Here is a 19101-nt window from a genome sequence, read left to right as displayed (position 1 = left end):
TATTTAAATCCTATTTATTAGATTTTATTTAGATTTTTGAACTTAACAGATTGGCGGTTTGAAACTTCCAACAGTTCTCCTGTTTTCAGTTTTACCACTAACCGGCCTCCAGTTATTTGTTTTACTTCTTGGATATATTCAATATTAATAATCTCAGTCCTGTTTATTCTGAAAAAAATATTTTCATCCAGCATTTCTTCCCATTGACGAAGTGAACGTCTTTGAAGCGCTTTTTTCCCTTGAAAAAAAAGTCTGGTATAATTTTCAAGTGATTCAATTAAATAAATTTCATCTAATTGGATAAAGAATCGTTTCTCCCCATCTTTAATAAAAATCTTCCGGTCTTTGGTTGCCACATTATTTAAAGAAGATTTCTGATGTATAGAATCTCTTATTTTTGTAATTGCTTTTGCAAAGCGTTCCTCTCGTATAGGTTTCATGAGATAGTCCAATGCATTTACCTCAAATGCTTGTACGGCATATTGGTCATAAGCTGTAATAAAAAGTACTGCAGGCACATGATCTAAAGACTCCAATAAATCGAAACCGGATTTCTCAGGCATCTGAATATCTAAAAAAAGCAAGTCAGGTATTTCTGTTTCAATCAAACTCTTAGCAGCATCAGCATTTTCAGCCTCACCAATCAGAACAAAGTCTTCATACCCTTTTAATGTATTTTTCAGTTCTTCCCGTGATAAACGCTCATCATCTACAATTATAACTTTTATTTTTTTCATTTGAATGGGAGTAAAATAGTTGCCAAAACTGTTTCGTCTATGCTCTCTTTAATCTTAAAAAAGGCATTTCCATTATATTGTAACAACAACCTCTCTCTGAGATTATTCAATCCAATACCTGAACCTTTAATCTCTTTACTCAGTTTCCCTTGATTTTGGACACTGATGTTGATATAATTGTTTTCCTCTTCAATTGTTATCATAATAAATCCACCATTTTTTCTCTTTTCGATTCCATGTTTTATTGCATTTTCAACCAAGGACTGAATACTTAATGGCAGGATCAGATATTTTGAAACCTCTACATTTATCACCATTTTTATTTGCAAACGTTCCTCAAACCGTATCTTTTCTAATTCAAGATAATCCTTAACAAGATTAATTTCATCATGCAAGGGTACTAATCTTTCTACGTTACTATTTAAGGAATTCCTCAGCAACTCGGATAAAAGATCAATTGCCCGTCTTGCTGAATCTGGGTTTTCCAGTACCAGAAATTTTATATTATTCAATGAATTAAAAAAGAAATGCGGGTTAAGCTGCGCACTGAGATTATTTAATTGTGCTTCTTTTATTCTAAGTGACAATTGTGCATTTTCCTTCACTGTTGCAATTTCAAGTCTTGAATAATGAAACAGGTGGTAAGCCAATAACCAAATAGACATTAATCTGGTCCCTGTAATAAAAATCTGCAATTCCATAGATTTGAAAAACACTACGAATGAAATCATGCTACCTTTTAAAATAAACAGCCGTACCAAATAAAGTTTACTAACAATCAAAAACATATATAAAAAAGAAAGTATCAAAATACTGATTGCAATTTTGGGCACTAACTTTTTCAGATTTAATTTATTCCAACCTTTTCTTATCGCAAATTTTTTGTACATATGGGTCAATGTAATGCCTATAAATACATCTAATATGAAATCTGCTATCCCTATTTTCCAACTAAAATCACCTGTAAAAAATGCTGAAAATCCCCAATAAAAGGAAACTAAAAACCACCCAATGAGCTGAATTTTCCAATAGGCCGATATTCTTCTTATTATTTTCAATACATAAATTTTTAATGCTTAGTAAAGGTATTCCTCTGATATAAATTGAGCAAATAAAAGTGCATGAACGAAAAAAAACAGCGGATGAATGTAGTAGTAATTTATTGGCTTGTACTGTACACCTATTTCCCATTTCCAGAAAGATTGATGGTTATTCTGTTGTCCATAAATAAAAGGATAGCGGATAGGAAACACATCGCCAGCGACTTGTAATAATGATGGTATTCCTGGTGAGCCATGTGCGTTGTAAATGCCCCGATAGCAAAAGGGAACAAAACTAAGATTCCCAACGTTCTAAACTTTGGTCTAAATAATCCTGCCAAAACAATCAGCACTCCTATTGTTTCAGCAATGCCGATCGCTATTGTCCAGGATTGATTAAACCCCAACGACTGCATACTTCCCATCATTTGAGGCTTTTGGATGATCTTTGAAATAGCAGATGGAAAAATAATATACAGGTATCCTGTGTAGCAAAGCCAGTAAAGTACTGTTTTAAAAGAAATTTTCATAATGTGTTGCTTTTTATGATCAATAATCTATGCTTTTTGCAATAGCTTCAGATACTTCTATACAGCTTTGAAACTCTGTGATCTTTGTTTTCAGCGTTTCTATGGTGCCTGATGTCAACGGCAGACGAAAGACCGGATTTCCAGTATTTACCGCAGAAATGATAGCTTCTGCAGCTTTCATGGGATCACCGGGCTGCCTACCATTGATGCTTTTTGTATTTTCCCTTACATTATTTAATCTTTCTGTATAGACGGCCAATTCATTTTCAGCATATTTAACGGATGCCCCAAAGAAATCAGTTCGTAAGGCGCCCGGCTCTACCAATAATACTTTTATTCCGAAAGGCTCAACCTCCAGCTTTAATGCCTCACTCATCCCTTCAATGGCAAACTTGCTTGCTGCATAAATTCCGTTCCCTATACCAGCCGCAATTCCTACCCGTGAAGAGAGCTGTACAATGGTTCCCTGCCTTTTTTCTCTCATGTATGGAAGTACAGATTTGCATAGCTTCCATACGGAAATAAAATTCACGTTGAACTGATCAATAATTTCATCTTCTTTAAACTCTTCAATCATTCCGAAGAGCCCGAAACCTGCATTGTTGACCAGCACATCTATTGTTCCATACTGTTTGGCAATGCTATTCACAAGCGATGGTATTTGCTTTGTATCGGTCAGATCAATGACAAAAGCTTTGGCATTAATGCTGTTTTCAAACTCTGTCTTATCTTTTTCCCGGCGCACGGTCCCGATAACGATATCGCCTGTTTCAGCTGCCTGTTTAGCTATTTCTCTACCCAAACCTTTGGATACTCCTGTAATAAGCCATACTTTTTGTTTCATTTTTTATTTTTTATTCCAGACAAAATTATTTTATACCTTTACACCAATCAAGTACCTACAAAATTGTATGTACAATCTAAACGATTATGAGAAAGGAAAATTCAACTAATTTTTTGAATGAAACAGACCTGGTAGAGAACTGTGGAATGTTCTATACCCTGTCACTTATTGGTGACAGGTGGAAATTAGGCATACTGGCTTCCTTATTTGACAATAAAGCTTTGCGGTATTCGGAAATAAAAAACAGGCTTTCCAATATCACGGAAAGAATGCTGATCAAGCAGCTGAAAGAATTGCAAAATGACGGACTCATTATCCGTCATGATTATCTGGAGACCCCTCCGAGAGTTGAATATAGCATCAGTGAAAAAGGACGAACCCTTGAAAATGTATTTATAACGTTAAGGCAGTGGGGTAAAGAAAACAGAAACTAACGGCTTCTATCTCTCATGATGCTGTTGTAAAAACAGGTTATTTTTAATTAAATGATTGCCTATAATTCAAAGGTGTAAGATCCGTTTTCTTCTTGAACAGTTTATTAAACGATTGCGGATGTTCAAATCCTAAGGCATAAGCTACTTCTGATACTGAAAAGCTCGTTGCGGTAAGATATTCTTTCGCCTTTTCAATCAGTTTTTCATGAATGTGCTGCTGGGCATTCTGTCCGGTAAGGTTCCTAAGCATATCACTTAAATAATGCGGTGAGAGATTAAGCTCTGAAGCTAGAAATTCTACTGTGGGAAGACCTTTGTTTAATGTTTCCTCTCTATTGAAATAGTCGTCCAGTATTATTTCCATTTTGGAAAGAAGATCACTGTTGACCGATTTCCTTGTAAGAAACTGCCTTCTATAAAAACGGTTGCTGTAATTCAGCAGAACTTCAAGATAAGAAACAATCACATCCTGACTTACCTCATCAATGGCTGTGTTCAATTCACTTTTAATATTATTCAGAAGTCCGGTAATTATTCCTTTTTCCTGGTCAGACAAATGCAGGGCCTCATTGGTATCATAAGAAAAGAACCCGAATTTTTTAATGCTTTTCGCCAAAGGATAGCTTCGGATAAAATCAGGGTGCACCAAAAGCGTATAACCGCAATATTCTTTATTACCATCTGTAGAAAGGATCTGTCCCGGTGATGTAAACATCATTCCGCCTTCATTAAAATCATAATATCCCTGCCCGTAGCCCATCTTCCCATTTTCAGAAAATTTATAAGAGATCTTATAAAAATTCATGAGAAAACTTTTTTTGAGCATTTCTTTGTTAATGCTCATTTCAGTATTATCTACCAGGCTTACCAAGGGATGAAGCGGTTTGGGAAGCTGGAGGAGATTGTGCATTTCCGATATGGACGAAATCTTCAGAGGAGTGTTATCTTTCTTTTCCATGACATAAATGTATTAAATTTTTGGTTTAAAAGACAGCATAAAACAGTTATATTTATGCTGCCTCTATATTCAGAATATTTTAGATAAATTGTTTTCCAAGCTGCTCTCTGAATAGTTCATCACCCAATTCAAGACGTTGGGCATATAATGCTTTTGCATCTTCTCCGGCTACATATCTCAACTGTTTTTTTCCGTCTGTGGCTGCTTCATAAACAACTTCTGCAATCTGTTCCGGTGTAGAAGCCGCTTCCATCATTCCTTCCATACTGGAAAAAAGTGAATTGGAAATTTCTTCATATGCAGGGCTTGTTGCCAAATCTAAGGAGCGGCTTACAAAATCAGTCTTAATTCCTCCCGGTGAAACCGTCTTGATATCAATTCCAAATTTGTTCAGTTCAAAGGCCAAACTCTCACTCCATCCTTCCAGCGCCCATTTCGTAGCATGGTAGGTAGATCCCAATGGAAATGCAATAAGCCCTCCGATTGAGGTAGTGGAAATAAACATTCCTTTATTTTTCTCTCTGAAGTAGGGAATAAATGCCTGTGTTACACGGATCACTCCCAATAAATTCGTATCCAGCTGCTTTAAGATCTGCTCATCTGTCAACGCTTCCAAAGGACCGATTAGACCGTATCCTGCATTATTGAAAACTATATCTACAGGTCCAAGATCAAGTGCATGTTTAACGGTCGACCTGATTTGCTCAAGGTTAGTTACATCCAGCGGAAGTACCGTTACATTGTCTAAGCCGGCAAGCTCTGTATCTGCTTTAGGGTTTCTCATTGTTGCAATAACGTTCCAACCTCTGCTTTGGAATAATCGTGCAGTCGCTTTTCCCAATCCTGTTGAAGCGCCTGTTATAAAAATTGTTTTCATTTTTTTCTGTATTTAAATTACAGGACAAAGGTCAGGTATAGCATAAAAGGCGGAGTTGCCAAAACGGGTAAACATGTATCCAAAATGAATCTGTACAGAAGAAATAACAAATTTAATGAAGCAGATGCAAAAATAAGGCTCAGATTGTAAAAATCTGAGCCTTTTATCAGTAAAGGAAGGGATCTATAAGTTTGATATTCCCTTTCTGTATTTTTAATTAAAATTTATAGACAAATGAATTGATGTTCATCCCAGCTCCCACAGAAGCAAATAAAACGACATCTCCTTCCTTTATTTCATGGGTAGGAAGTTCTCCGTCTAAAATCATCGTAAGAAGAGTTGGAATAGTAGCTACACTGCTGTTTCCCAGTTTACAGATGACCATCGGCATAATATTTTCCGGCATTGGCAGATCATAAAGCTGGTAAAAACGTTTCACAATAGCTTCATCCATCTTTTCATTAGCCTGATGTATAATAATTTTATCCAGCTGGTCTATAGAATATCCGCTGGCCTCAAGGCATTTCTTCATAGCATCAGCCACATTCACAAGGGCAAATTCATAGATCTTTCGGCCTTCCATTTTGATGTATTTGGTATCCGGACAGCTTTCATTATTGTAGGATTTACCGAAAAACAGATAATCCTTTTCATTTAATGTATAAGATGCTGACAGGTGAGACTGTATTCCACGGTCATCTTCACTCAGTTCCAAAATGGCTGCTCCAGCTCCGTCTGCATAGATCATACTATCTCTGTCGTGAATGTCCACCACTCTTGAAAGGGTTTCCGCACCAATCACCAGGCATCTTTTGGCAATACCCGATTTAATGAATGCATTAGCCTGTATCATTCCTTCTATCCAGCCTGGACAACCAAACAGAACATCGTACGCTACACAAAAGTTATTTTTGATCTTTAAAAGATGCTTCACTCTGGAAGCTAAGCTTGGGACAGCATCAGACTGAATAGTACCAAAGCGCACATCCCCAAAATTATGGGCAAATATGATGTAATCCAGCGTTTCGGGATCTATTTTTGAGTTTTCTATCGCTCTCTGTGCTGCAATCAGACCCAAATCGGAAGTCACCTGATCTTCAGATGCGTATCTTCTTTCTTCGATGCCGGTAATTTCTTTCAGCTTTCTGGCAATGATATCATTCGGTTCCTTTAATGACTCTCCGTTTTTATTAATAAAATGATGCTTGTCAAAAAATAAATTTGTAATTGTTTCCGACGGTATATAATTACCGACGCCTATAATCTTGCTTGTCATTAAAAAAAAATTATAATCTCTTTAAACTCATTTCAGTTTTTTCGTGAATTCAAAATATTGTACAATAATAACGATAAAATATCTATTATTCGTATGATAAAATAGAATTGAATATTTATATTGGTATTCAAAGCATACCATGCCCCTGCAGAAGCCCGCTGAATGCAGTTTATCTGTTATTTTTTAATTTACTGTTACTTGTCGATTTATTTTTTTCAACCCTATACATTTCATCCTTTTTTGTAAATTCGCATGCTTATGGCAGCCTATATTCTTGAAAATACCAGCATCAGTGCGCTTTCTGTATATGATCTTCTGAAACATACTTCAGGCAGTGCTTTCCTGGAGATCAGAGAATTTCATGATATTTATCCTATTGCCATTGAGAATAATAACGGCCTATTTACCAAAAACTTGTCGCTACAGGACTTTCCATCCGTTTCCGTAAGCCAGATTGGCCATTCGCTAGCCAGCACCTGTACCTGCAGCAGTTCCAAGGAAAAACTTTGTGAACATCAGGCAGAAATTATCTGCGGTATTCTGGAAGAAAAAAATTTCCGGATCTTTTTTGATCCTTTCCTACGAAAAAAACTCTTCATTGCTAAAGCTAAAATCTACGGTCTTGAAAATGAAGCTGATCTGGACACTTATTTTGAACTGGAATATGCAGAAGGTAAAACAGATGCCCGGCCAAAGATTAAAGAGATGCTTCCTATAGACGAAGATACTTTTAAACAATATCTTCTGCCCCAGCGTTCTTCTGTGATCAATGAACTAGCACTTCAGGAAAACGGAAAGAAAAAGATACTGGTCATTGGAAGACACCGGTACTATAGCCATCTGAACTTTTCACTGATGGAGGCTGAGACTACCCAAGCAGGAAAGATTAAAAACCCAGTCAATTCCGTTGACGCCATGCAGCTGATCTGGAAGGCTGAAGAACCGATGCATATAAAATTCTACACGGCTGTTAATGCTTTTCAGAACAACTATAACGAAGATTATAATTCTTCAGAACTGGAAGCTCTTAAACTGATCGTTCAGAATCCCATGGGTTTTGAAACCTACTATCATGACAGGGATCTTTCAGAGACGGTTTCTTCAAAATCCCTTGTTCCTGTAAATCTTGAAAATTTTGCAGGCAGAAATCCGGCTGGCTGTATTTAAAAAAGATCCTTTTTATGAAATTACAGGTGAGCTGGAATTTAATGATATTTCTGTTCCTTTTAAAAATACGGTGATAAGGAATGAATATTTTGTGTACAGCCGGAATACTTTCAGTTTTGTAGATGATCCCGACATGTTAAGGGTCATTAAATTTTTTAAAAGCAATAATGAAATTCTGCTTGTTCATGCCTCAAAGTATGAAGCATTTATGCAGAATATTCTTTCTTCACTGGAAGAACGCATCCACATCAATTACAGTTACATACAGCCTGCAACTCCTGTACAGCTTGAGGAGAAAGAATATCGGAACGAACGGATCATTTATTTAAGGCAGCAGGGAAATTATATTGCATTAACCCCGGTTATGAAATACGGTCAGGTAGAAGTTGCCGTCTATTCCAGGAAACAGCTTTTTGATACGGATCAGAACGGAAATGCATTTAAAATCGACAGAAGTGATGCTGAAGAAGCCCGTTTTACATCTCTTATCATGAAGCAGCATCCGGACTTTGAAGGACAAATGGACGGGTATGATTATTTTTACCTGCATAAAGATAAATTCCTGGACGAAAACTGGTTTCTCTATGCTTTTGAAATATGGAGGAATGAAGGAATTATCATATTGGGCTTTAGTGAGCTAAAAAACAATAAAATCAATTCGCACAAAGCAAAAATCAATATTCAGATTACCAGTGGGCTTGATTGGTTCAATGCTAAATTAAAGGTAAGCTTCGGACAGAAAGACGCAGCCTTAAAACAACTTCACCGGGCTATACGGAACAGAAGCAAGTTTGTTCAACTGGATGATGGTACCCTTGGGCTTCTTCCTGAAGAATGGATCAGCAGAATGACAGAATTTTTCAGAATCGGTGAAATTGATGCGGAAGATCTTAAAATTCCTAAGATTAATTTTACTGAAGTATCGGCACTTTTTGAGAAAGATATTTTAAGCTCGGAAGCTCAGGAGGAGCTTTCTTCTTACTCGGTTCAGTTTTCTTCTGTGAAAGATGTTCCCCAAATCAATATCCCTGAAGGATTAAATGCTGTTTTAAGAGATTATCAGCATGACGGACTAAACTGGCTGAACTTTCTGGACGGCTTTAATTTTGGTGGCTGTCTTGCCGATGATATGGGACTTGGAAAAACGCTGCAGATCATTGCATTTGTCCTGTCTCAGCGTGAAAAGCTGGGGCATACCACGAATCTTGTGGTAGTTCCTACTTCTCTGCTTTTCAACTGGCAGGAAGAAATCAGCAAGTTCGCTCCTTCCATAAAAGTGATGACGCATTACGGAGCAGACAGGCTGAAAGCATGGGAGCATTTATCTGACTATGAAGTGGTGCTTACCAGCTATGGAATGCTGCTTTCGGATATCCGTTTCCTGAAGAATTTCCGTTTCAATTATGTTTTCCTTGATGAATCCCAGACGATTAAAAATCCTAATTCGGAAAGGTATAAAGCAGCACGTCTGCTGCAGTCCAGAAACAGGATCGTTCTTACAGGAACTCCTATTGAAAACAATACTTTTGATCTTTACAGTCAGCTATCTTTTGCCTGTCCTGGACTTTTGGGAAGCAAGCAGTATTTTAAAGACATTTACGCCATTCCTATTGATAAGTTTGAATATGGAAAGAGGGCTCAGGAACTTCAGCAGAAGATAAAACCCTTTATTCTCCGCAGAACAAAGAAACAGGTGGCTAAGGAGCTTCCGGAAAAAACGGAAATGGTGATCTATTGCGAAATGGATGTTGAGCAGCGTAAGATCTACGATGCTTATGAAAAGGAACTGCGTGAATTTATCGCTGCCAATGATGACGATGATCTGAATAAAAACAGTATGCATGTTCTGACAGGGCTTACCAGGCTCCGGCAGATCTGTAACTCTCCGGTACTTTTAAAAGAAGGGTATTCCGGCGATCATGCCGTGAAAATAGAAATATTGACGGAACAGATCCAGAGCAAATCTAAAGATCACAAAATATTAGTATTCTCACAGTTTGTAGAGATGCTGGATTTAATTAAAGCAGAGCTTGAACATAAAAACATTTCGTTTGAATATCTTACAGGACAGACGAAAAACAGGGCTAAAGCTGTTAATAATTTCCAGGAGAATGAAGAAGTCCGGGTATTTCTGATCAGTTTAAAAGCTGGAGGTGTGGGACTCAATCTTACACAGGCAGATTATATTTATCTGGTAGATCCGTGGTGGAATCCTGCAGCGGAAAATCAGGCTATTGACCGAAGCTACCGTATCGGGCAAACCAAAAACGTAATTGCTGTCCGCCTGATCTGCTCGAATACTGTGGAAGAAAAGATTTTAAGTCTTCAGAAAAGGAAGAATGAGCTGGCGCAAAACCTGCTTCAGACGGATGGAAGCGGCATTCAGAAACTTTCAAAGCACGATCTGCTGGAAATATTAGAATCCAAACCTTTATAAAATTCTTCTAGAATTAATCTGCATATCAGCAATTAAAAAAAAGAAAACCGGCAGAAATTATCCTGCCGGTTAAAAAAAACAAAAATTGATATGGATATGATTAGATAAAGTGTTCTTATTTTATAATGATCTTTTCTGTGATGACCTTTTTATCTCTTGTGTAAATTCTGATGAGGTATATTCCCGGTGTAAGGCTTTCCACATTAATAATGCTGGAATTTCCTTCGGAAAGTTTTTGACCTGATAAACTGAAAATTTCGTATTTCTCAAGTCCTTTTTCTGTTTTCACTGTTATAGATCCTGATGTAGGATTTGGATATATTCTTGCTGAAGATTTTTTTGTTACTTCTGAAGTAGCCAGATTTGACGCCTGAACATTTAAGGTATAATCTTCAACCTGTCCAATGAACCATCCTGAAGGGCAGGCCAGGTTTTCCAATACTCCCATCCAGGAATTTGATTCGTAAGCCTTAACGATTCTTAAACGGGTTTCTCCAAGCATCGCAGTGGCAGGAATAGCTATTGTTCCGGAGGTTATTCCAGACTGATGTCCGGAAACAGGGTCAGAGTTATCCAAAAAGCCTAAGTTAAATGCTTCGTCTGCATCAAATACATTATTATGATTAAAATCGATATAAGCATAAGCAGACACAGTACTTTGCCCCTGTGTTCCTCCTGTTACCGTTATCGTATAAGAATTCTCTCTGTTCACATTAAAAACAGTAGCTGTAAAGTTCTCTATTACATCCGAATTACCATCTATGTTGCTGTCTTTCGAAACTCCTGCAAATTCAACTTTGGTAATTTCATTGACACTCAGAGTTGTCACGCTTTCAGCTCCGCAATAAAGTGATGGGAAAACAGCATTATTTCCTATGATATTTACTGTATAATCTTCGGTCTGTCCTGCTCTTAAGCCGTTATCACAGGCATTATTGATTGAGTTTGCTGCATTAGGATCAGAATAAGCAGCTGTATTGGTGTTTTTAAGCACTCTCATTCTGGTCATTCCTGATACTGCATTGGCAGGAATTGCAATAGTCCCGTTTATCGTTAATGCATTGAAAGGATTGGCGGCTCCCAGTCTTCCGATATAAAAGCTTTCTCCTGCATCATCAAAATTACCGTTTTTATTAAAATCTATAAAGACAACTACATCACTTGGAAAAGTACTGGAAGGACCTTTTACAGAGATCTGATAATTGTTCCCGGCCTGAAGGTCAGTGATGATTGAGGTAAAATCCTCATAAACCTGTGCACTTCCGGACTGAGGAGATGAAGCATTATTGATATTTCCAAAAATTACATTGGTGATCATATTGCTGTCTGCTCCATATTGAAATGCCGGAGAACAGTATTGTGCATTCATCATCATATAGAATACTACAGCAGAAAGAGTAGATAGTTTCTTCATTTAATTGCTTTATTTTCTTGAGACAAATTTATATTTATTTAGAATCAATAAAAATAAGAAACGAATGACATTTGTCACCTTTTGCAGAATAATTCAGAAATCAGGAAAGATAAACTACTTATACCCCTAAATATAATCCCAATCATCTCTCATAACTACTGTAATAACAGCAAAATAGACAAGAGTAATAAGAAGTAAACAGTTGAGTAAACTATACAGAACTTTATTTTTGAATTTAAGTATGAAATAAAAATTGACGGCCAGCGCAATAAAAACAAGAGGTGTGAAATAAAAAAAGAAATCATATTGAAGCAGAGAATATGCAACAAGAAATAAAAATGAACCCGTTAAAATGTATAAATGAATATTCCCCATACCTATTATTACTTTATGCTCTTGACATCTGATCCAGCTTTTTAAGTAATGTTGGTATTCTATAGGAACCGTGCATTTGTACTACTTTCGGAAGGATTTCATCAAGATTGACCCCTTCTGCCGTAAGAAATAACGGTGTTTTACTTTCTCCACGCAAAATATATCTTCTTTGAGAATCCGGTGAAGCAAACCCATTCTTTGCAATCCCAATGACCGGATATTTCTGATTCAAAGCTTCATATAAGTAGCCTCCCAGCCCGATTTTACCATTGTCATCTAAGGTAACATAACCGTCAACAATGATAAGGTCTCCTTGTTTTAATTCAATTTTTTCAAGTAAACTCAAAATGCATGGAAGTTCTCTCTTATAAAAGGCACCGCTCTCATAAGCGGAAGTAATTTCTGTCTTTTCACTGAAAATACCGTATTCTTTCTCAGAATTCCAGTCTTCAAATGCAATACATACCGTGTTGGCATGATCCTCGTAATAATAAGTATCAAAAGCGTAAATCATTCTCTGTTTATTATTAAAAAAATTCACCGAAATGCCACAGGATTCCGGATGGGTCATGAACAAAACATTCTTTACCCCACTCCATTATTCTTACAGGGGTAAGTTTTACACTGTGGTATTTTTCAGTTAAATTCAACGTCAAAAGTTCTTTCCAGAATTCGTCTGTATTTTCTACTTCCATAAAGATCATGGTATTTTCTATCCAGTCTTTAGCATAATAATCCTGAAGATAAAAACCTGTTTCCTGCCTTTTAAATAAAGAAAATTTTGGATCAAGAACTATTTCCTCAAAGCCCAGATCTTTGTAAAAATTCCTGCTTATATCAAAGTTTTCAGCCCCTATAAACGGCCTGATGGATTTTACATTTTGTATCATAATTTTCTGTTTTTCCAGTGAGCATAAGTCATTTCAAACCTAATTTCTTTTCCATGGGTTCCATTTTCCTGCCAGCCTGATTTCCTGTAAAATGTTGCAGCTCTTGTCCCAGGCGCAGTTCCCAGCCAGACCTCTTGTTGTGTCTGTTCAAAATACCAATCCAGCATAATGTCATGAAGTTTTCTTCCAATACCCAGGTTTTCAAAATCAGGGTGAACAAAAAGTGCCCAGATATTATTTTCCTTCAAATCAGCAATAGAAAAGCCTCTAATCTCAGAATCAATTTCGCAAACCCAACCTTTACCTCTTACGAAGAGAAATTCTTCACAATCTGCATCGGTAACAAGCGCAGGATCGGAAAGTTGATTTTCCTTTACCGAATTTCTTACGATCTGGATTTGGGGAATGTCCTGAGGCTTGGCTTCACGGATAATGATATTCATTGTATAGAATTGTTTTATATTTTATTTGGCTAAAGCCTTATTGCTGTTGTTTTCTAAAAAAAACGGGCTAAAGCCCGTTTCTATTGAATGTATTGTAAGCTATTCTTTTAATTATAATAATGTTTTATTTCTTGTCAACCACAATTCTGTCTGCTCTGTTCGCAATTTCCCAAGCAGTAGCAAAAACAAGCTGAGCTCTCTTCTCCAACAATGGATAATCAATTTTTTCAGGATCATCGGTCGATTTGTGATAATCTTCATGAATACCATCAAAGAAAAAGGCTACAGGAACATTATTTTTGGCAAAATTATAATGATCTGAACGGTAATACAGCTGTTCCGGATCAGCGGGATCATCATATTTATAGTTTAATTCCAAATTATTGGTTTTCCTATTGGCTTCTTCATTGATTACTTTAAGCTGGGAGCTGAGCATCTCAGAGCCTATCACATAAACGTACTGTTTTCCTCTGTTTTGAGGATCATCGCGGCCTATCATATCAATATTCAGATCTACTACCGTATTGGCAAGTGGAAATACTGGATTACTGGTATAATATTCAGATCCGAACAGGCCATGTTCTTCTCCTGTTACATGAAGAAACAGAATCGATCTCTTAGGTCCGTTTCCTGCCTTTTTAGCTTCCTGAAAAGCTTTTGCAATCTGCATTACTGCTACCGTACCACTACCATCATCATCAGCACCATTATAAACTACTCCGTTTCTGGTTCCCACATGGTCGTAATGAGCAGAAATCACCACTATTTCATCCGGCTTTTCACTTCCTTCGATGAACGCAAGAATATTTTCAGAATCAGGAAGATTTCCACCGCCTCTTTTTTTCATAAAATCGGCAGGAACTTTCTGATAATAAGATCCCAATACTTTCGGCGGAGTAATTCCCAGGCTTTTATAATAATTAATCATATACTCTCCCGCTTTTTTCTGACCGGGACTTCCGGTATCTCTACCTTCCATTTCATCGGAAGCGATTACATATAAGTTTTTCTTTAATTCGTCAGCTTTAATCGTCTTATATGCAGATAGAAACGCTTTGTCACCTTTGACTACAGATGTAGACTGTGCTGAAGCGCCTTCAGAAGTTTTCGCCGTTCCACAGCTGACCATTACAGTCAGACCCAACAACGGGATAAGTATTTTTTTCATATGATAATAATTTGCTTAAAAATAACAAATTTTATTGAATACAAGACGTAATAGTGACAGCTGGCCATTTCTAAGTCGCCGGGAGAAGTTTGTGTACTCAGCAAAGGTGCAGAAACCAAAAGAAAATAAAAGGTGCTTTTTTCATTTGTATTCAGTTGAAATATAAATTTTTAATACTCTATGAAGTAAAAACACTATTTCAATACATATTTACTAAACAAGGCAATATATTTTATCAGATATATTTAACGAATATCAATTTTTATTATATTTGATTAAATGCAAAATAGATGAAAAAAATTTACGGGTTCACTCATTATTCGTTTTTTACGGAAATGTCTGAACTTGCCGCAAAACATAAGAGCTTTGATCTTTCTTTGGGGCTTCCCGATTTTGATATTGATGCCAGGCTACGATTATTTTTAAAGGAGGCTGCAGACCATGATAGCCATCATTATGAACCTCTTGCAGGAAATCCTATGCTGATAAAAAGCATCATTGCTTTTAATAATGAACGGAAAAACAGCATCCAACTGAAAGTAAATGAAGTAACGGTCATTCCATGCGCAACCTTTGCTTTACATACAGCCCTTAAATCTATTTTAAATCAAGGAGATGAAGTTATTATCATTCAGCCTTCCTATTATACTTATGGCCCTTCTGTTGTTTTAAATGGAGGCATTCCTGTTTATTATGATCTTGACCATGATTTTACGATAAACTGGGAAAAGTTTCAAAACTGTATTTCTGAAAAAACAAAAGCTGTTATTGTGAATTCACCCCAAAATCCAACGGGAACAATCTGGCAACAAAGCGACTGGAACCAGTTGTATGAATTGATAAAACATCAGGAAATATACCTTATTTCGGAAGAAATTTATGATACTTACTGTTACGACGGCATTGAACACTATAGTTCTTTTTTACATGCAGACCTGAAAAGCAGAACTTTCTGTATTTTTTCTTTTGGAAAAATGTTTCATACCTCCGGTTGGAAAGTAAGTTATCTGCTTGCTTCTGAGGAATTAACCGCGAAATTCAGATGCCACCAGCAGTATATCTCCTACAGTGTCAATGCTCCCGCCCAATATGCCCTTGCCAAGTATCTTGAGGTATTTGATGCTTCGGAAAGCCGGCAGGTTATGCAGCATAAAAGAGATTTATTTAATGAATTGATCGCATTCACCCCTTTGGAAGCAGTAAGGAAAGCTGAGGGAAGTGTTTTTCAAATTGTTAATTTCAGGAATATTTCTACAACTATGACTGATGTAGAATTCTCAAAATGGCTGACCGTTGAAAAGAAAACGGCTTGTCTTCCGCTTTCTGCGTTCTACAATTCAAGGCAAAATTCTGATTATGTACGCTTTAGTTTTGCTAAAAAAGATGAGGTGATTATCCAGGCTCTGGAGCACCTTCGGAAAAATCTTTGATACACAATATCTAATTTTTCTATTTTCCAATTTTTATGCTTAAACATCTGTGTGCATTCGTGTAATCTGTGGGAAAATAAGCTTATTGTATATTTTTTCTCTCGCGGATTTTGCAGATTGAGCAGATTTTTCTGTTTTAACATCTCTTTTTTCACCACAGATTCACGGAGAAATCTTTTAAAGTATATTGATAATTTTTTATACCAAAGCACCGCCTGCGGCGGTGCTTTGGTATTATGTAATAAGTTATAAATGTTATAGCGTGAGAACTCTTACATCAATTCTCCTGTTTTTTGCTTTACATTCATCAGTATCATTCGCTTCACACACCGGGTGCTGGGAGCCATAGCCTTCTGCTTCTACCCTTTCTGAAGAAATTCCTAATTCCAGAAGCTTTAGTTTTGCCGTCTGTGCTCTAAGATTGGATAGTTTCTGATTGCCTTCTTCATTACCTGTATTATCTGTATATCCTCCTAATTTTATTTTCAATTCAGGGTAATCATTTAAAATTTCAGCAAGGTTATTCAACTGTAATTCTGAGCCTGCTTTAAGATCGCTCGATCCCGTCTCAAAATATAAATTTTCTATGGTATACCAGTTATTTGGATCAGTTAGACTCTTATCTTTTTGTTTTATAGCACTGTATAGCTGAAATAGACTGCTTCCTTCTCCTAATGTGATGGTTTTTCCACCTTTCAGTTTAATTTCCTGAATATTTCCGGTTTCATAAACAAAATCTCCGTTTTCGTTAAGATGTCCTTTGATCTCTTTTGGAAAAACAGGAACAGTCTGAATACCTATCTGTGTTGTAGATGAACTGGAATTATAGGCTTTTGTCAGACTTTCCAGTTTAGCCTTTCTGTTGGCTTCAATTTTATCTTTATGTATCACGGCCAATGTCGGAGCAATAACTAATGAAACAATAGACATCAGCTTGATCAGGATATTCATTGATGGCCCTGAAGTATCTTTAAAAGGATCACCCACCGTATCTCCTGTTACGGAAGCTTTATGGGGTTCTGAGCCTTTATAATAAGTCTGACCATTGATATCCACCCCTTTTTCAAATGACTTTTTAGCATTATCCCAGGCACCTCCTGCATTATTCTGAAACATTCCCATCAGAACACCGCAAACGGTAGCTCCTGCTAAAAATCCACCCAAAACTTCAGGTCCGAAAATAAAGCCTACTAAAATGGGGGAAATAATGGTAATAGCTCCCGGAAGCATCATTTTTCTGATGGAGGCATCTGTGGATATCGCTACACACTTTTCATATTCAGGCTGTGCTTTTCCTTCCAGAATACCCGGAATTTCACGGAACTGCCTTCTTACCTCCTCTACCATAGCCATCGCAGCTTGCCCTACTGCCGTAATGGCAAGTGAAGAAAATATGAACGGTATCATTCCTCCTACAAATAATCCTGCCAATACATCTGCTCTGTATATATCGATCCCGTCAATACCTGCAATTCCTACAAAGGCTGCAAACAAAGCAAGTGCAGTCAATGCTGCAGAAGCAATGGCAAATCCTTTTCCACTGGCTGCTGTGGTGTTTCCTACGGCGTCTAGAATATCTGTTTTCTCACGTACCTCTTTTGGAAGCTCACTCATCTCTGCAATACCTCCGGCATTATCTGCAATCGGTCCGAAAGCATCAATAGCGAGCTGCATGGCAGTGGTTGCCATCATTCCGGCTGCTGCAATAGCGACTCCATAAAGCCCGGCACATAAATAAGATCCGTAAATACCTCCTGCCAGCACAAGAATAGGCAGCAGTGTAGATTCCATTCCCACCGCAAGGCCTCCGATAATATTGGTGGCGTGACCTGTAGAAGACTGTCTTACAATACTGGACACTGGTCTTTTGCCCATTGCAGTATAATATTCTGTGATGATACTCATTAAAGTACCCACAACAAGACCTACCATAATAGCTCCGAAAACACCCATCTTAGTAAATTCATGGTCTCGAAGAGTCATTTTTTCGGGAAGCAGATAATTGACCAAAAAGTAAGAAGATATGGCTGTAATCACAATACTTCCCCAATTCCCTAGATTCAGGGCGTTCTGAACGCTGGAAGTAGATGATCCTTCGTTATCATTGATCCTTACAAATAAAGTTCCTATCATAGAGAAAATGATCCCGGTTCCGGCGATAAGCATAGGAAGAAGAATAGGTGCAAATCCTCCGAAAGAATCATCAGAAATTGTTTCTCTTCCCAAAACCATGGTTGCCAGTACCGTTGCCACATACGAACCAAATAAATCGGCTCCCATTCCTGCAACATCTCCTACATTATCACCTACGTTATCAGCAATCGTAGCGGGATTTCTTGGATCGTCTTCCGGAATTCCAGCCTCTACTTTTCCTACCAAATCGGCTCCAACGTCTGCGGCTTTTGTATAGATACCGCCACCCACTCTTGCAAAAAGAGCGATAGATTCTGCTCCCAAAGAAAATCCGGTAAGAATTTCAATAGTTTTTTCCATTTCATGAGAGTCTACTGTAGCCTCAGGAGCAAAGATCTGTTTAATGATCAGAAAAAGGGATCCTAGACCCAGAACTGCCAGTCCCGCCACACCCATTCCCATAACAGAGCCTCCTGTAAAAGAAACCTTCAATGCTTTGGAAAGTGAAGTTCTTGCGGCTTCTGCAGTTCTTACGTTCGCTTTGGTAGCGATCTTCATTCCGATAAAGCCGGCCGAAGCAGAAAATACGGCTCCGACAGCAAACGCAATTCCAATACTCCAGTGAGAATTGGAATTGCTGGATCCCATTACCGCAAGCAGTATAGATACCACTACTACAAAATAGGTTAAAATCTTGTACTCCGCCTTTAAAAAGGCCATAGCACCATCAGCGATATGTCCGCTGATTACTTTCATTTTTTCATTTCCGGCATTTTGTTTACTTACCCAGTTACTTTGTATAAAAGTATACAACAAAGCAACAACGCCAAAAGCCGGAATTAAATAGAACAAATCCATAGTTTATTATTTTTATATTAATAAATAGTAATTAGTTTTATAAATATAACAAAATTTCCATGGTTTTATTAAGCCTTGCCTTATAATATA

The 19101-nt window shown here is 37.3% G+C and carries 17 protein-coding genes; 4 read left to right on the top strand and 13 right to left on the bottom strand.

Translation table 11 applies throughout. From position 1 onward, the window contains the following. Positions 1-17: 17 nt before the first annotated feature. From QF044_RS07180 to QF044_RS07165, 4 genes are all read right to left on the bottom strand, one after another. Positions 18-737 (bottom strand): LytTR family DNA-binding domain-containing protein, encoded by a 720-nt coding sequence (locus QF044_RS07180; RefSeq protein ID WP_307265481.1) that lies wholly within the window; start codon positions 735-737, stop codon positions 18-20. After that, complete coding sequence (locus QF044_RS07175) at positions 734-1795, bottom strand: sensor histidine kinase (RefSeq protein WP_307265479.1); 1062 nt, start codon at positions 1793-1795, stop codon at positions 734-736. The genes QF044_RS07180 and QF044_RS07175 overlap by 4 nt, the downstream gene beginning before the upstream one ends. A 122-nt stretch (positions 1796-1917) precedes the next feature. Then, the gene (locus QF044_RS07170; protein WP_307265478.1) at positions 1918-2307 is read right to left on the bottom strand and encodes a DoxX family protein; all 390 of its coding nucleotides are present in this window, start codon (positions 2305-2307) and stop codon (positions 1918-1920) included. Between the two features lie 19 nt (positions 2308-2326). Continuing rightward, positions 2327-3151, bottom strand: coding sequence for an SDR family NAD(P)-dependent oxidoreductase (locus QF044_RS07165; RefSeq protein ID WP_307265475.1), 825 nt, complete (start codon positions 3149-3151; stop codon positions 2327-2329). Positions 3152-3237: 86 nt separating this feature from the next. Between QF044_RS07165 and QF044_RS07160 the strand changes: the two genes are divergently transcribed. Further along, positions 3238-3585: a helix-turn-helix domain-containing protein gene (locus QF044_RS07160; RefSeq protein ID WP_307265473.1), complete on the top strand. Its 348-nt coding sequence runs from the start codon at positions 3238-3240 to the stop codon at positions 3583-3585. Between the two features lie 43 nt (positions 3586-3628). On the opposite strand, the gene QF044_RS07155 is transcribed toward QF044_RS07160, so the two are convergent. The 3 genes from QF044_RS07155 to QF044_RS07145 form a co-directional block, all read right to left on the bottom strand. Continuing rightward, complete coding sequence (locus tag QF044_RS07155; protein ID WP_307265471.1) at positions 3629-4543, bottom strand: AraC family transcriptional regulator; 915 nt, start codon at positions 4541-4543, stop codon at positions 3629-3631. Between the two features lie 79 nt (positions 4544-4622). Next, positions 4623-5420 (bottom strand): SDR family oxidoreductase, encoded by a 798-nt coding sequence (locus tag QF044_RS07150; protein WP_307265469.1) that lies wholly within the window; start codon positions 5418-5420, stop codon positions 4623-4625. A gap of 217 nt (positions 5421-5637) precedes the next feature. Then, positions 5638-6696 carry a 3-oxoacyl-ACP synthase III family protein gene (locus QF044_RS07145; protein ID WP_307265467.1) on the bottom strand — a complete coding sequence of 353 codons (1059 nt, stop codon included), beginning with the start codon at positions 6694-6696 and terminating at the stop codon, positions 5638-5640. Positions 6697-6954: 258 nt separating this feature from the next. Between QF044_RS07145 and QF044_RS07140 the strand changes: the two genes are divergently transcribed. Both QF044_RS07140 and QF044_RS07135 read left to right on the top strand, forming a co-directional pair. Continuing rightward, entirely contained in the window at positions 6955-7863 is a 909-nt protein-coding gene (locus QF044_RS07140) for a hypothetical protein (protein WP_307265464.1), read from the top strand. Continuing rightward, the gene (locus QF044_RS07135) at positions 7823-10300 is read left to right on the top strand and encodes a DEAD/DEAH box helicase (RefSeq protein WP_307265463.1); all 2478 of its coding nucleotides are present in this window, start codon (positions 7823-7825) and stop codon (positions 10298-10300) included. The genes QF044_RS07140 and QF044_RS07135 overlap by 41 nt, the downstream gene beginning before the upstream one ends. 115 nt (positions 10301-10415) lie before the next feature. Here the strand turns inward: QF044_RS07135 and QF044_RS07130 are convergent, their stop codons facing one another. From QF044_RS07130 to QF044_RS07110, 5 genes are all read right to left on the bottom strand, one after another. Further along, positions 10416-11714: a T9SS type A sorting domain-containing protein gene (locus QF044_RS07130; protein ID WP_307265460.1), complete on the bottom strand. Its 1299-nt coding sequence runs from the start codon at positions 11712-11714 to the stop codon at positions 10416-10418. A 388-nt stretch (positions 11715-12102) separates the two neighbouring features. After that, positions 12103-12660 (bottom strand): endonuclease V, encoded by a 558-nt coding sequence (locus tag QF044_RS07125; RefSeq protein ID WP_373462603.1) that lies wholly within the window; start codon positions 12658-12660, stop codon positions 12103-12105. Continuing rightward, a complete protein-coding gene (locus QF044_RS07120; RefSeq protein ID WP_307265453.1) occupies positions 12617-12979 on the bottom strand; it encodes a glyoxalase in 363 nt (120 codons plus the stop codon). Before QF044_RS07120 ends, QF044_RS07125 begins: the two co-directional genes overlap by 44 nt. Continuing rightward, complete coding sequence (locus QF044_RS07115; RefSeq protein WP_307265450.1) at positions 12976-13422, bottom strand: GNAT family N-acetyltransferase; 447 nt, start codon at positions 13420-13422, stop codon at positions 12976-12978. Before QF044_RS07115 ends, QF044_RS07120 begins: the two co-directional genes overlap by 4 nt. A 124-nt stretch (positions 13423-13546) precedes the next feature. Continuing rightward, positions 13547-14590, bottom strand: a complete 1044-nt coding sequence (locus tag QF044_RS07110; protein ID WP_307265448.1) for a M28 family metallopeptidase — start codon at positions 14588-14590, stop codon at positions 13547-13549. A 290-nt stretch (positions 14591-14880) separates the two neighbouring features. On the opposite strand from QF044_RS07110, the gene QF044_RS07105 reads away from it, so the two are divergent. Then, positions 14881-16020, top strand: a complete 1140-nt coding sequence (locus QF044_RS07105; protein WP_307265446.1) for an aminotransferase class I/II-fold pyridoxal phosphate-dependent enzyme — start codon at positions 14881-14883, stop codon at positions 16018-16020. Positions 16021-16275: 255 nt separating this feature from the next. On the opposite strand, the gene QF044_RS07100 is transcribed toward QF044_RS07105, so the two are convergent. Beyond that, the gene (locus tag QF044_RS07100; RefSeq protein ID WP_307265444.1) at positions 16276-19011 is read right to left on the bottom strand and encodes a sodium-translocating pyrophosphatase; all 2736 of its coding nucleotides are present in this window, start codon (positions 19009-19011) and stop codon (positions 16276-16278) included. Between the last annotated feature and the right edge of the window lie 90 nt (positions 19012-19101).

The organism is Chryseobacterium sp. W4I1 (assembly GCF_030816115.1).
Classification (GTDB): domain Bacteria; phylum Bacteroidota; class Bacteroidia; order Flavobacteriales; family Weeksellaceae; genus Chryseobacterium.
The sequence above is the reverse complement of the archived record's forward strand: the minus strand, read 5'-3'. Positions and strand labels throughout refer to the sequence as shown.